Consider the following 13,393-nt stretch of genomic DNA (forward strand, 5'->3'; position numbering starts at 1 on the left):
ATCAGTACCAGAGGAGTGGTGAATGAAAGGTACCATCTTCGCCGTTGCGCTCAATCATCGCAGCCAGCTCGACGCCTGGCGCGAAGCGTTTCAACAGGCCCCCTACAAGACGCCGCCGAAAACCGCGGTCTGGTTTATCAAGCCGCGCAATACCGTGATTGGCGATGGCGAGTCGATCCCCTATCCGCAGGGCGAGACCGTACAAAGCGGCGCCACCGTGGCGCTGATTGTCGGCAAAACCGCACGTAAAGTGGCAGCGGAACAGGCGGCGAACTATATCGCCGGCTACGCGCTGGCTAACGATGTGAGCCTGCCGGAAGAGAGTTTTTATCGCCCGGCGATCAAGGCGAAGTGCCGCGACGGCTTCTGCCCCGTCGGCGCGCTGTCGGCGGTGCGTAACGTCGATAATCTGACCATTATCACCGAAATCAATGGCCGCGAAGCGGATAGCTGGCATACCGGCGATCTGCAGCGTAACGCCGCGCAGCTGCTGAGCGCCTTGAGCGAGTTCGCCACCCTCAATCCCGGCGACGCGATTCTTATCGGCACGCCCCACTCCCGCGTCACGCTGCGCCCCGGCGACCGGGTACGTATCCTCGCCGACGGTTTCCCGGCGCTCGAAAACCCGGTTGTCGCAGAAGGAGAGCTGGCATGAAACAGGCACGCATTGAATGGCAGGGACGAGTACGCGACGTGCTGGTCGATGAACGCGATCAGGTTCACCTGGACGATGGCACGGTGTTAAACGAGGGTGAATTCCGCTGGTTGCCGCCCGCTGACGGCACGCTGTTCGCGCTGGGGCTGAACTACGCCGACCACGCCAGCGAGCTGGAGTTTAAGCCGCCAACCGAGCCGTTGGTGTTCATCAAAGCGCCGAACACCTTTATTGGCCACCAGCAGCAGTCGGTACGCCCGGATAACGTCGAATACATGCACTACGAAGCCGAACTGGTGGTGGTGATCGGGAAAACCGCCCGCCGCGTCAGCGAAGCCGAGGCCATGGACTATGTGGCCGGCTATACCGTGTGCAACGACTATGCGATCCGCGACTATCTGGAAAACTACTACCGCCCGAACCTGCGGGTAAAAAGCCGCGACACCCTGACGCCGATCGGCCCGTGGATCGTCGCCAAAGAGGCGATCCCGGATCCGCATAATCTGGCCCTGCGCACCTGGGTCAACGGCGAACTGCGCCAGCAGGGCACCACCGCCGACCTGATCTTCAGCATCCCGTTCCTCATCGCTTATTTAAGCGAATTTATGACCCTGCAACCAGGCGACATGATCGCCACCGGCACGCCGAAAGGTCTGTCCGATGTGGTGCCGGGCGACGAAGTGATCGTCGAAGTCGAGGGCGTGGGCCGCCTGGTCAACCATATCATCAGCCAGCAAGCGTATGAGGAGACACTGTCATGAAAAAGATTAACCATTGGATCAACGGTAAAAACGTTGCCGGCGCAGACTATTTTCATACCACCAACCCGGCCACCGGCGAGGTACTGGCTGAAGTCGCCTCCGGCGGTGAAGCCGAGGTCCACCAGGCAGTCGCGGCGGCAAAAGAGGCCTTTCCGAAGTGGGCTAACCTGCCGATGAAAGAGCGCGCGCGCCTGATGCGCCGCTTGGGCGATCTGATCGATCAGAACGTCCCGGAGATCGCGGCGATGGAAACCGCCGATACCGGCCTGCCTATCCACCAGACCAAAAACGTGCTGATCCCGCGGGCGTCGCATAACTTCGAATTTTTCGCCGAAGTGTGTCAGCAGATGAACGGCAAGACCTATCCGGTCGATGACAAGATGCTCAATTACACCCTCGTGCAGCCGGTCGGCGTGTGCGCGCTGGTGTCGCCGTGGAACGTGCCGTTTATGACCGCCACCTGGAAGGTCGCGCCGTGTCTTGCACTGGGGAATACCGCGGTGCTGAAAATGTCCGAACTGTCGCCGCTGACCGCCGATCGCCTGGGCGAGCTGGCGCTGGAAGCGGGGATCCCGGCAGGTGTGCTCAACGTGGTGCAAGGCTATGGTGCTACCGCGGGCGACGCGCTGGTGCGCCATCATGATATTCGCGCCGTTTCCTTTACCGGCGGCACCGCCACCGGACGCAACATCATGAAAAACGCCGGCCTGAAAAAGTACTCCATGGAGCTTGGCGGAAAGTCGCCGGTGCTGATTTTTGAAGACGCCGATATTGAGCGCGCCCTCGACGCCGCGCTGTTCACCATTTTCTCGATCAACGGTGAACGCTGCACCGCCGGTTCGCGTATTTTCATTCAGCAGAGTATTTATCCGGAGTTCGTCAAGCGCTTCGCCGAGCGCGCCAACCGCCTGCGCGTGGGCGATCCGACCGACCCGAATACCCAGGTCGGCGCGCTGATTAGCAAGCCACACTGGGAGAAAGTGTCCGGCTACATTCGCCTCGGTATCGAAGAGGGCGCCACCCTGCTGGCCGGTGGCCCGGATAAACCGTCCGACCTGCCGGCGCATCTGAAATCCGGCAACTTCCTGCGCCCGACGGTGCTGGCGGATGTCGATAACCGCATGCGCGTCGCTCAGGAAGAAATATTTGGCCCGGTCGCCTGCCTGCTGCCGTTCAAAGACGAAGCGGAAGGATTGCGTCTGGCCAACGATGTGGAATACGGCCTGGCGTCGTATATCTGGACCCAGGACGTCAGCAAAGTGCTGCGTCTGGCCCGCGGTATTGAAGCCGGGATGGTGTTCGTCAACACCCAGAACGTGCGCGACCTGCGTCAGCCGTTCGGCGGCGTGAAGGCCTCCGGCACCGGCCGCGAAGGCGGCGAGTACAGCTTTGAAGTGTTCGCCGAAATGAAAAACGTCTGCATCTCGATGGGCGACCATCCGATCCCGAAATGGGGAGTCTGATATGGGTAAGTTAGCGTTAGCAGCAAAAATCACTCACGTGCCGTCGATGTATCTGTCTGAGCTGCCGGGGAAAAACCACGGCTGCCGTCAGGGCGCGATCGATGGGCATAAAGAAATTGGCAAGCGCTGTCGTGAAATGGGCGTTGATACCATTATCGTGTTCGACACCCACTGGCTGGTCAACAGCGCCTATCACATCAACTGCGCTGACCATTTCCAGGGCGTCTACACCAGTAACGAACTGCCGCATTTTATTCGCGACATGACCTACGACTACGACGGCAATCCGGAGCTGGGCCAGCTTATCGCCGACGAGGCGGTGAAGCTTGGCGTACGCGCCAAAGCGCACAATATTCCGAGCCTGAAGCTGGAGTACGGCACCCTGGTGCCGATGCGCTACATGAACAGCGATAAGCATTTCAAAGTGGTATCTATCTCCGCTTTCTGTACCGTTCACGATTTTGCCGACAGCCGCAGGCTGGGCGAAGCCATTCTCACCGCTATCGAGAAATATGATGGCACCGTGGCGGTGCTGGCCAGCGGTTCGCTGTCGCACCGCTTTATCGACGACCAGCGTGCCGAAGAAGGCATGAACAGCTATACCCGCGAGTTTGACCATCAAATGGATGAGCGGGTGGTGAAGCTGTGGCGGGAGGGCAAATTCAAAGAGTTCTGCACCATGCTGCCGGAGTACGCCGACTACTGCTATGGCGAAGGCAACATGCACGACACGGTGATGCTGCTTGGCCTGCTGGGCTGGGATAAATACGACGGCAAGGTGGAGTTTATCACCGAGCTATTCGCCAGCTCCGGCACCGGCCAGGTTAACGCCGTGTTCCCGCTGCCGGCGCAGGCGTAAGGAGGCCCCATGCCGCATTTTATCGCCGAGTGTACCGACAACATCCGCGAGCAGGCCGATCTGCCTGGGCTGTTTGCCAAAGTCAACGAGGCGCTGGCCGCCACCGGTATCTTCCCGATCGGCGGGATCCGCAGCCGCGCCCACTGGCTGAATACCTGGCAGATGGCCGACGGCAAGCAGGATTACGCCTTCGTGCATATGACCCTGAAAATCGGCGCCGGGCGCAGTCTGGAGAGCCGTCAGGACGTGGGAGATATGCTGTTCGCGCTGATCAAAGCCCATTTTGCCGCGCTGATGGAGAGCCGCTATCTGGCGCTGTCGTTCGCCATGGAAGAGCTCGACCCGACGCTGAACTACAAACAGAACAACGTGCACGCGTTATTTAAATAACGTGCAAATTGCCCGGTGGCGCTGCGCTTACCGGGCCTACAGCAGGTAGCCCGGCCGAGCAACGCGACGCCGGGGTTTGCTCCGGGCCGCCCCGGGGTCGGCGTAAACGCCTCGCCGGGCTACTCGATTGTGCACATTTCCGGTAATGCCACAGGAATCACTATGCTCGATAAACAGACCCGAACCCTGATCGCCCAGCGGCTGAACCAGGCCGAAAAACAGCGTGAACAGATCCGTGCGATCTCGCTGGATTATCCGTCGATCACCATTGAGGACGCCTACGCCGTCCAGCGCGAGTGGGTCGAAATGAAGATCGCCGAAGGCCGCGTGCTCAAAGGCCACAAGATCGGCCTGACCTCTAAAGCGATGCAGGCCAGCTCGCAGATCAGCGAGCCGGACTACGGCGCGCTGCTCGACGATATGTTCTTCCACGACGGCAGCGATATTCCCACCGACCGCTTTATCGTTCCGCGTATCGAAGTCGAGCTGGCCTTCGTGCTGGCCAAACCGCTGCGCGGCCCGAACTGTACGCTGTTTGATGTCTACAACGCCACCGACTACGTTATCCCGGCGCTGGAGCTTATCGACGCGCGCTGCCACAACATCGACCCGGAAACCCAGCGTCCGCGCAAAGTGTTCGACACCATCTCCGACAACGCCGCCAACGCCGGGGTGATCCTCGGCGGCCGGCCGATTAAACCGGACGAGCTCGACCTGCGTTGGATCTCCGCCCTGCTGTATCGCAACGGCGTGATTGAAGAGACCGGCGTCGCCGCGGGCGTACTCAATCATCCGGCCAACGGCGTGGCCTGGCTGGCCAACAAACTGGCGCCGTACGATGTCCAGCTCGAAGCCGGGCAAATCATCCTCGGCGGCTCCTTCACCCGCCCGGTTCCGGCGCGCAAGGGCGATACCTTCCACGTCGACTACGGCAACATGGGCGCCATCAGCTGCCGCTTTGTTTGAGGAGAGCAAGATGAACAACGCTTTTAAAGCGGCAATCAAGGCCGGGCATCCGCAAATCGGCCTGTGGCTTGGGCTGTGCAGCAGCTACAGCGCCGAACTGCTGGCCGGCGCGGGCTTCGACTGGCTGCTGATCGACGGCGAACACGCGCCCAACAATGTACAAACGGTGCTGACCCAGCTCCAGGCCATTGCGCCCTACCCCAGCCAGCCGGTGGTGCGTCCGTCGTGGAACGATCCGGTGCAAATTAAACAGCTGCTGGATGTCGGCGCGCAAACCCTGCTGGTGCCGATGGTGCAGAATGCCGAAGAAGCGCGGCTGGCGGTAAGCGCCACCCGCTACCCACCAGCCGGCATCCGCGGCGTCGGCAGCGCGTTGGCCCGCGCCTCGCGCTGGAATCGCGTCCCGGATTATATCCACCAGGCCAATGACGCCATGTGCGTGCTGGTACAGATTGAGACCCGCGAAGCGCTGAAAAATCTGCCGCAGATCCTTGATGTCGACGGGGTGGATGGCGTGTTCATCGGCCCGGCGGATCTCAGCGCCGATATGGGTCACGGCGGCAATCCACAGCACCCGGAAGTACAGGCCGCCATTGAAGATGCCATCCAGCAAATCCGTCAGGCCGGTAAAGCGCCGGGGATCCTGATGGCCAATGAACAGCTGGCGAAACGCTATCTGGAGCTTGGCGCGCTGTTCGTCGCCGTCGGCGTCGATACCACGCTGCTGGCTCGCGGCGCAGAAGCCCTGGCGGCGCGGTTTGGCGCGGAAAAAACCGCCCTGGGTTCGTCAGGCGTCTACTAACACCGGGTGACGCTACGCTCATCCGGCCCGGAGCAGCAGCGAATCGCAGGCCCGGTAAGCGCAGCACTACCGGGCAACCCGCAGTACCCTACAAAATTCCCATTAGAGGAAAATAATAATGAGCGATACATCACCTGCCATCCCGGAAAAGTTCGATCCGGCGAATCAGCACAAACAGCTGACGGCGCAGCAGCAGTCGGTTATCAACAAGCTCTTCCGCCGTCTGATCGTGTTTTTATTCGTCCTGTTTATCTTTTCGTTTTTAGACAGGATCAACATTGGCTTTGCCGGATTAACCATGGGGCAGGATCTGGGCCTCAACGCCACCATGTTTGGCCTGGCCACCACCCTGTTTTACGCCACTTACGTCATTTTTGGCATTCCCAGCAACGTGATGCTCAGCATCGTCGGCGCGCGACGCTGGATCGCTACCATCATGGTGCTGTGGGGCATCGCCTCTACCGCCACCATGTTCGCCACCGGACCAAAAAGTCTCTATGTTCTGCGCATGCTGGTGGGGATCACCGAGGCCGGTTTCCTGCCGGGTATCCTGCTGTACCTGACCTACTGGTTCCCGGCATTTTTCCGCGCCCGCGCTAACGCGTTGTTTATGATTGCGATGCCGGTGACCACCGCGCTGGGGTCGATCGTCTCCGGCTATATCTTGTCCCTCGACGGTCTGCTGAACCTGCACGGCTGGCAGTGGCTGTTCCTGCTGGAAGGCTTCCCGTCGGTGCTGCTCGGCATTATGGTCTGGTTCTGGCTGGATGATTCTCCGTCGAAGGCCAGGTGGCTGACGGCGGAGGACAAAAAATGTCTGCAGGAGATGATGGATAACGATCGCCTGACTCTGGTGCAGCCGGAAGGGGCCATCAGCCATCACGCCATGCAGCAGCGCAGCCTGTGGCGGGAAGTGTTCACCCCGATCGTGCTGATGTACACCCTCGCCTACTTCTGCCTGACCAATACGCTCAGCGCGATCAGCATCTGGACGCCGCAGATCCTCAAAAGCTTTAACGAAAGCAGCAGCAATATCACCATCGGTCTGCTGGCGGCGATCCCGCAAATTTGTACCATTCTCGGGATGATCTACTGGAGCCGCCACTCCGATAAATACCAGGAGCGGAAGCATCACACTGCCCTGCCGTTCCTGTTCGCCGCTGCGGGCTGGCTGCTGGCGTCGGCCACCGATCACAACCTGATCCAGTTGCTCGGGATCGTAATGGCCTCCACCGGATCGTTTAGCGCCATGGCCATTTTCTGGACCACGCCGGATCAGTCCATCAGCCTGCGTGCCCGCGCGATCGGCATCGCGGTGATCAACGCCACCGGCAATATCGGATCGGCGCTCAGTCCCTTTATGATCGGCTGGCTGAAGGATATTACCGGCAGCTTCAGCAGCGGGCTGTGGTTCGTCGCCGCGCTGCTGGTGATTGGCGCGGTGATCATCTGGGCGATTCCGATGAAGGGCTCGCGCCCTCGCGCGACACCGTAAGGAGCCGCTATGTGCCAAAGCCCAATCGCCAACATCGATATCAATAAAGAGTACGACGAGAGCCTGGGCACCGAAGAGGTGCACTATCAGTCGTTTTCCCGCATGGCGGCCTTTTTTGGCCGCGACATGCAGGCGCATCGTCACGACCGTTATTTCCAGATGCACTACCTTGATACCGGGCAGATTGAGCTGCAGCTTGATGACCATCGCTATTCGGTGCAGGCGCCGCTGTTTGTGTTAACGCCGCCCTCGGTGCCGCACGCGTTTATTACCGAGTCCGATAGCGATGGTCACGTGTTGACGGTGCACGAAGAACTCATCTGGCCGCTGCTGGAGGTGCTTTATCCCGGCACGCGGGAGACCTTCGGCCTGCCGGGGATCTGTCTGTCGCTGGCAGATAAACCCGACGAGCTGGCGGCGCTGGCCCACTACTGGCAGCTGATTCGTCGGGAATCTACCGCCCAGTTGCCCGGGCGGGAACACACCCTGGCGCTGCTGGCGCAGGCGGTATTTACCCTGCTGCTGCGCAACGCCAGGCTCGACGATCATGCCGCCAGCGGGATGCGCGGCGAGCTGAAGCTATTCCAGCGCTTTAACCAGATGATCGACAGCCACTACCATCAGCACTGGACGGTACCGGATTACGCCAGGGAGCTGCATCTGACCGAATCGCGGCTGACCGATATCTGCCGCCGCTTCGCCAACCGTTCGCCGAAGCGGCTGATATTCGACCGCCAGCTGCGCGAGGCGAAGCGGCTGCTGCTGTTTTCCGATAGCGCGGTCAATGAGATTGCCTGGCAGCTGGGGTTTAAAGACCCTGCCTATTTTGCGCGCTTTTTTAGCCGCCAGGTCGGCTGCTCGCCCAGCAGCTACCGGGCGCAAAAAGTACCTGTGTCGTAATACCCCGGCGGCGCTGCGCTTGCCTGGGCTACAGACCACAGGGCGGGTCAGCGCCGCGCCACCCGCCAAAAGCTGCCGAGATCACAAAATTTAATCCCGCCTGAAAAGTACCCGCCGTTGTCGCAAACGTCCCTTCACGGCAAGCGCAATAACCGCTTCAATTAAACAACAAAAACAAAACATATATTTAACATTATTTTTCCGATAAATACTGAAGAGGCCCCTATGAAACCTGAAGATTTCCGCGCCGACGCGAAACGCCCGTTAACTGGCGAAGAGTATTTAAAAAGCCTGCAGGATGGCCGCGAAATTTATATCTACGGCGAGCGCGTGAAGGATGTCACCACCCACCCGGCCTTCCGTAACGCCGCGGCTTCTGTCGCTCAGCTGTACGATGCGCTGCACAAACCGGAGATGCAGGATTCCCTGTGCTGGGGCACCGATACCGGCAGCGGCGGCTACACCCATAAATTCTTCCGCGTGGCGAAAAGCGCCGACGACCTGCGCCAGCAGCGCGACGCCATCGCCGAGTGGTCGCGCTTAAGCTACGGCTGGATGGGCCGCACCCCGGACTACAAAGCCGCCTTCGGCTGCGCGCTGGGCGCCAACCCGGCGTTTTACGGCCAGTTCGAGCAGAACGCCCGCAACTGGTACACCCGCATTCAGGAAACCGGCCTGTACTTTAACCACGCGATCGTCAACCCGCCGATCGACCGCCACAAGCCGGCTGATGAAGTGAAGGATGTCTACATCAAGCTGGAAAAAGAGACCGATGCCGGGATCATCGTCAGCGGCGCGAAAGTGGTCGCCACCAACTCAGCGCTGACCCACTACAACATGATCGGCTTCGGCTCCGCACAGGTGATGGGCGAGAACCCGGACTTCGCGCTGATGTTCGTCGCGCCGATGGATGCCGAAGGCGTCAAGCTTATCTCCCGCGCCTCCTATGAGATGGTCGCCGGTGCGACCGGCTCCCCGTACGACTATCCGCTTTCCAGCCGTTTCGACGAGAACGACGCGATTCTGGTAATGGATAAGGTGCTGATCCCATGGGAGAACGTACTGATTTATCGCGACTTTGACCGCTGCCGCCGCTGGACCATGGAAGGTGGTTTCGCCCGCATGTATCCCCTGCAGGCCTGCGTACGCCTGGCGGTAAAACTGGACTTTATCACCGCCCTGCTGAAACGCTCTCTGGAATGTACCGGCACCCTCGAGTTCCGCGGCGTACAGGCCGACCTCGGCGAAGTAGTCGCTTGGCGCAACATGTTCTGGGCGCTTAGCGATTCCATGTGCTCGGAAGCGACGCCGTGGGTCAATGGCGCATGGCTGCCGGATCACGCCGCGCTGCAGACCTATCGCGTGATGGCCCCGATGGCCTACGCCAAGATCAAGAACATCATCGAGCGCAACGTCACCAGCGGCCTGATTTATCTGCCGTCCAGCGCCCGCGATCTGAACAACCCGCAGATCGACCAGTATCTGGCGAAGTACGTGCGCGGCTCCAACGGTATGGATCACGTTGAACGTATCAAGATCCTCAAACTGATGTGGGACGCCATCGGCAGCGAATTCGGCGGTCGCCATGAACTGTATGAGATCAACTACTCCGGTAGCCAGGATGAAATTCGCCTGCAGTGTCTGCGCCAGGCGCAGAGCTCCGGCAATATGGACAAAATGATGGCGATGGTCGACCGCTGCCTGTCCGAGTACGACCAGAACGGCTGGACGGTGCCGCATCTGCACAATAACGCTGATATCAACATGTTGGATAAGCTGCTGAAGTAATTCACAGCGGGAGGTCATAATGCAATTAGATGAACAACGCCTGCGTTTTCGCGATGCCATGGCCAGCCTGTCGGCGGCGGTTAACGTTGTCACCACCGAAGGCGAAGCCGGTCGCTGCGGCATTACCGCCACGGCGGTGTGCTCGGTGACGGATACGCCGCCATCGGTGATGGTTTGTATCAACGCCAACAGCGCGATGAACCCGGTGTTTCAGGGTAACGGCAAGTTGTGCATCAACGTGCTGAACCACGAACAGGAAATCATGGCCCGTCATTTCGCCGGGATGACCGGGGTGACGATGGAAGAGCGATTTGCCCTCAGCGGCTGGCAGCAGGGCGCGCTCGGGCAGCCGGTGCTGAAAGGTTCACTGGCCAGTCTCGAAGGCGAGATTAGCCAGGTACAAACCATTGGTACCCACCTGGTGTATCTGGTGGAGATCAGGAATATTACCTTGAGCCCGCAAGGGCACGGTCTGATTTACTTTAAACGCCGTTTCCACCCGGTGATGATGGAAATGGAAGTCGCGGTGTAATGGCCTCGCCTGCCTCTCCCCGGATAACGGGGAGGGGCTACATAGATTCGCGTTAGCGTTCCTGCTGGGCAAACTGTGTCAGCGCCGCCTTCTGGTACTTTCCGCCCGTATCGTAGTCCGTCGTCGCCGTCCGGCTCACCTGCGCGCTGATTTGCTCCTCGCTCGGATGGGGATTCCCTCCCGCTACCTATTACGATTTTTCTTGTAGCCCTGGTAATAAATCCACCAACAACCAGTAGCTATCAACGCCCCTGTGAAACATGCAGCTTTTGTATACTTCCATGTATCACTCCAAATCAGCTCAAATGGGATGTGGTAAACCAATAAGAGGTAACCTCTAATGAGCACGTATATAATTAAAAACAATACGATCATTGCTACATTGCAAGCAAAAAATAGATAGAAAAAAATAAAGAACCAAGATTTTCTATTCATTTTTGGTTCCCTTTTTGGAATTTCACACCTGTTTTACCCGCTTGATCATTGAGGATCTCTGTCACCGCACTACCCGAGGCATTACCAGCAATACCAGGTACTGGATTAATCGGCAGCGGTTTGGATATTCCCATCCCGACATCTGTCCAGATCCAGTCTTTCCATGGCTTCATCGGGTTGTAAATTTTATCCATAGGCAGCTCAATGAGTTTTCCTGCACCATAACCCGCCCCAGAGGCCAAACCATTACTTAAGCCACCTGTAAAAGGATTATCCCCTTTCAGATAGCTGGATATTGCACCACCTGCCGCATTCCAGCTCATTATTCCCTTTAATCCTGTATTTCTGGTAAAAGCTCCAACATACGTCGCAATGAGCACATCCGTTGGATTAACTTCTCCATTAATAAGATACTGGATACCAGCATTTGCCGTTCCGCCTATCGCGCCAGTAACCTGCACTTCCCCCGGCAGGTAGATTAGCCCCGCTGAAGCCAAGGCACTTGCATAAGCTTTATTCTCAGCAATTCCTCGCTGGCAGGCTGTACCAGACGGGTTATCTGCGCATGAGAGAACATCTGCGCCATGCTCTCTGGCTTTCTCACCCTGGCTCCATTCGTTCCCACCCATCAGGTTATTCTCCACAACAACTCGTACATATTGTGGTTATTTTCTACGTTGAGAAGAAAAATAATTCATCAGCCAGATACCAACCCCGCCAATAACACCACCTGTGATGCCTACCTTAAAACTAACATACAACAGCTCCTTATACGGTATATTCTCATTTCCTGATTTCATTTCGTTTACTAAAAAAAATAGCCAACTGTCCCAAAAAAGAAACAGTAGAAACAATAATAGTGCCCATTATAACTACATATGCAAGGATGAATAATTCTCGCTTCATTTTATTAAACCTTTTTTTGTGATAGCGTCTTCAACCTTTGGTCCACCCTGAGAGGTTGCTTCCGAAGCAGCAGAGCCAGATATTGCCCCCCAAGTACTGGGACGAGCGTCAAACTGTAAAGGCTTACTTATCCCCATTCCAACATCAACCCACTCATAGTTTTTCCATGTAGGATTGAGTACTTTATTTAGCGGCATTTCAATAAGATACTTACCCATCCCGTAACCCAGTGCTGAACCAGCAGCCCCCCAACCAGCACCATTCAGCGGGTCATCACCTTTCAAATAATTTGACGTTGCACCACCCGCCGCATTCCATCCAATCGTTCCCAATAATCCTGTATTAGCAGTAGCTGCACCTATATAGCTGGCTATTAAAACATCTGTCGGTTTAATTTCACCAGTTAATGCATATTGTATTCCTGCATTTGCTGCACCGCCTATCCCAGCAGTTACTTGCATCCCGCCTGGTAAATAAATTAACCCAGCGGAAGCCAATGCTCCGGCATAAGCTTTATTAACTGCTTCGCCTCGCTTGCAGGCTTCACCACCTGGAGCATCATTACAGGAAAGTACATCAGCACCATGTTCCCTGGCTTTTTCCGTCTGAAGCCATTCACTACCGCCAAGTAAATTATTCTCCACCGCGTTCTTCCCGGCCTGCGCACCCGCCACCGCATCCGCGCTGCTGCCTCCGCTAAGCCCACCCATCAGTCCCGCCGCCAGCGTGCTCAGCGCGCTTATCGTCGACTTCTGCTCATCCGACAGCTCTTCTGTCTTAACATCCGGATAATATTCCGCTGCTATCCAGCGCCCCAGCAGCTCGCCGCTCACCGCGCCCGCGGCTCCCGCCAGCGCGCTGTTATTTCCCGATGCCGCCGCTATCGCTCCCCATACCGCGTGCGCCATCGCATTGGCTTCCACATTCACCTTGCCCGTCACGCTGTCCGTCGTCTGGCTGTGAATGATTTCCGCCACATACGGGCTCACTGCGCCACTCGCCGCCTGCGCCAGGTCGCCGCCCGCCAGACCCTGCATCGCCGCCGTTACCGCCTGCGCCACCTTCTGGTACTTTCCGCCCGTATCGTAGTCCGCCGTCGCCGTCCGGCTCACCTGCGCGCTGATTTGCTCCTCGCTCGGGCTGGCATTCCCTCCCGCTACCAGCTTCGCCCGCGCCGCTGCCCGCGCCGCCGGGTCGCTCTGCGCCGCCTGCGCGTTCAGCTTGCCCTGCGTCACCAGCACATCACTCACCTGGCGCCCGATTTCACCTGTCTTCTGCGCCGTCGCCAGCCGGTTCTGCTCTTTCTCCTTATCAAATATCGGGCTCAGCGTCTGGTTCGCATGCGCCGCATCCCGGCTTAACCCCGTCACGTCCTGCTGCTGATTCGCGCCATCGCGGATAACCGCCGATAACTCGATCCCGGCGCTGGGGCCGGGATCTT

The 13,393-nt window shown here is 58.2% G+C and carries 12 protein-coding genes and 1 pseudogene; 11 read left to right on the forward strand and 2 right to left on the reverse strand.

Going from position 1 to position 13,393, the window contains the following annotated elements; translation table 11 throughout:
- The first annotated feature begins 22 nt into the window (after positions 1-22).
- The 11 genes from CWM57_RS22930 to CWM57_RS22980 all read left to right on the forward strand — a co-directional run bounded on the left by CWM57_RS22930 (position 23) and on the right by CWM57_RS22980 (position 10,611).
- On the forward strand, positions 23-655 hold the full coding sequence (locus CWM57_RS22930; protein WP_100676424.1) for a fumarylacetoacetate hydrolase family protein: 633 nt from the start codon (positions 23-25) through the stop codon (positions 653-655).
- A complete protein-coding gene (locus CWM57_RS22935) occupies positions 652-1,416 on the forward strand; it encodes a fumarylacetoacetate hydrolase family protein (RefSeq protein WP_074387157.1) in 765 nt (254 codons plus the stop codon). The genes CWM57_RS22930 and CWM57_RS22935 overlap by 4 nt, the downstream gene beginning before the upstream one ends.
- Complete coding sequence (hpaE, locus tag CWM57_RS22940) at positions 1,413-2,879, forward strand: 5-carboxymethyl-2-hydroxymuconate semialdehyde dehydrogenase (protein ID WP_061155877.1); 1,467 nt, start codon at positions 1,413-1,415, stop codon at positions 2,877-2,879. The genes CWM57_RS22935 and hpaE overlap by 4 nt, the downstream gene beginning before the upstream one ends.
- Position 2,880: 1 nt before the next feature.
- A complete protein-coding gene (gene hpaD, locus CWM57_RS22945) occupies positions 2,881-3,738 on the forward strand; it encodes a 3,4-dihydroxyphenylacetate 2,3-dioxygenase (RefSeq protein ID WP_061155878.1) in 858 nt (285 codons plus the stop codon).
- 9 nt (positions 3,739-3,747) lie between these two features.
- Positions 3,748-4,128 (forward strand): 5-carboxymethyl-2-hydroxymuconate Delta-isomerase, encoded by a 381-nt coding sequence (locus CWM57_RS22950; protein ID WP_100631993.1) that lies wholly within the window; start codon positions 3,748-3,750, stop codon positions 4,126-4,128.
- Positions 4,129-4,290: 162 nt separating this feature from the next.
- Positions 4,291-5,094, forward strand: a complete 804-nt coding sequence (gene hpaH, locus CWM57_RS22955; protein WP_002887487.1) for a 2-oxo-hept-4-ene-1,7-dioate hydratase — start codon at positions 4,291-4,293, stop codon at positions 5,092-5,094.
- A 10-nt stretch (positions 5,095-5,104) separates the two neighbouring features.
- Complete coding sequence (gene hpaI / locus CWM57_RS22960; protein WP_074387158.1) at positions 5,105-5,896, forward strand: 4-hydroxy-2-oxoheptanedioate aldolase; 792 nt, start codon at positions 5,105-5,107, stop codon at positions 5,894-5,896.
- A 118-nt stretch (positions 5,897-6,014) separates the two neighbouring features.
- Positions 6,015-7,391: a 4-hydroxyphenylacetate permease gene (hpaX, locus tag CWM57_RS22965; protein WP_012542960.1), complete on the forward strand. Its 1,377-nt coding sequence runs from the start codon at positions 6,015-6,017 to the stop codon at positions 7,389-7,391.
- A gap of 9 nt (positions 7,392-7,400) precedes the next feature.
- A complete protein-coding gene (gene hpaA, locus CWM57_RS22970; RefSeq protein ID WP_012542961.1) occupies positions 7,401-8,291 on the forward strand; it encodes a 4-hydroxyphenylacetate catabolism regulatory protein HpaA in 891 nt (296 codons plus the stop codon).
- A 225-nt stretch (positions 8,292-8,516) separates the two neighbouring features.
- Positions 8,517-10,079 (forward strand): 4-hydroxyphenylacetate 3-monooxygenase, oxygenase component, encoded by a 1,563-nt coding sequence (gene hpaB / locus CWM57_RS22975; protein WP_002887473.1) that lies wholly within the window; start codon positions 8,517-8,519, stop codon positions 10,077-10,079.
- Between the two features lie 19 nt (positions 10,080-10,098).
- Entirely contained in the window at positions 10,099-10,611 is a 513-nt protein-coding gene (locus tag CWM57_RS22980; RefSeq protein ID WP_012542962.1) for a 4-hydroxyphenylacetate 3-monooxygenase reductase subunit, read from the forward strand.
- A 431-nt stretch (positions 10,612-11,042) separates the two neighbouring features.
- On the opposite strand, the gene CWM57_RS22990 is transcribed toward CWM57_RS22980, so the two are convergent.
- Both CWM57_RS22990 and CWM57_RS23000 read right to left on the reverse strand, forming a co-directional pair.
- Positions 11,043-11,675 (reverse strand): adhesin, encoded by a 633-nt coding sequence (locus CWM57_RS22990; protein ID WP_077268429.1) that lies wholly within the window; start codon positions 11,673-11,675, stop codon positions 11,043-11,045.
- Between the two features lie 273 nt (positions 11,676-11,948).
- Positions 11,949-13,367: pseudogene (locus CWM57_RS23000) on the reverse strand (VENN motif pre-toxin domain-containing protein); the annotation flags it as partial.
- Positions 13,368-13,393: the final 26 nt, after the last annotated feature.

The sequence above is a fragment of the Klebsiella sp. G-Nf4 genome (assembly GCF_002810615.1).
Classification (GTDB): domain Bacteria; phylum Pseudomonadota; class Gammaproteobacteria; order Enterobacterales; family Enterobacteriaceae; genus Klebsiella; species Klebsiella variicola.

What these genes read in the sequence shown, in the direction of transcription:
- CWM57_RS22930 (WP_100676424.1), top strand. Translation starts at nt 23, where the DNA reads ATGAAAGGTACCATCTTCGCCGTTGCGCTCAATCATCGCAGCCAGCTC.
- CWM57_RS22935 (WP_074387157.1), top strand. Translation starts at nt 652, where the DNA reads ATGAAACAGGCACGCATTGAATGGCAGGGACGAGTACGCGACGTGCTG.
- hpaE (WP_061155877.1), top strand. Translation starts at nt 1,413, where the DNA reads ATGAAAAAGATTAACCATTGGATCAACGGTAAAAACGTTGCCGGCGCA.
- hpaD (WP_061155878.1), top strand. Translation starts at nt 2,881, where the DNA reads ATGGGTAAGTTAGCGTTAGCAGCAAAAATCACTCACGTGCCGTCGATG.
- CWM57_RS22950 (WP_100631993.1), top strand. Translation starts at nt 3,748, where the DNA reads ATGCCGCATTTTATCGCCGAGTGTACCGACAACATCCGCGAGCAGGCC.
- hpaH (WP_002887487.1), top strand. Translation starts at nt 4,291, where the DNA reads ATGCTCGATAAACAGACCCGAACCCTGATCGCCCAGCGGCTGAACCAG.
- hpaI (WP_074387158.1), top strand. Translation starts at nt 5,105, where the DNA reads ATGAACAACGCTTTTAAAGCGGCAATCAAGGCCGGGCATCCGCAAATC.
- hpaX (WP_012542960.1), top strand. Translation starts at nt 6,015, where the DNA reads ATGAGCGATACATCACCTGCCATCCCGGAAAAGTTCGATCCGGCGAAT.
- hpaA (WP_012542961.1), top strand. Translation starts at nt 7,401, where the DNA reads ATGTGCCAAAGCCCAATCGCCAACATCGATATCAATAAAGAGTACGAC.
- hpaB (WP_002887473.1), top strand. Translation starts at nt 8,517, where the DNA reads ATGAAACCTGAAGATTTCCGCGCCGACGCGAAACGCCCGTTAACTGGC.
- CWM57_RS22980 (WP_012542962.1), top strand. Translation starts at nt 10,099, where the DNA reads ATGCAATTAGATGAACAACGCCTGCGTTTTCGCGATGCCATGGCCAGC.
- CWM57_RS22990 (WP_077268429.1), bottom strand. Translation starts at nt 11,675, where the DNA reads ATGGGTGGGAACGAATGGAGCCAGGGTGAGAAAGCCAGAGAGCATGGC.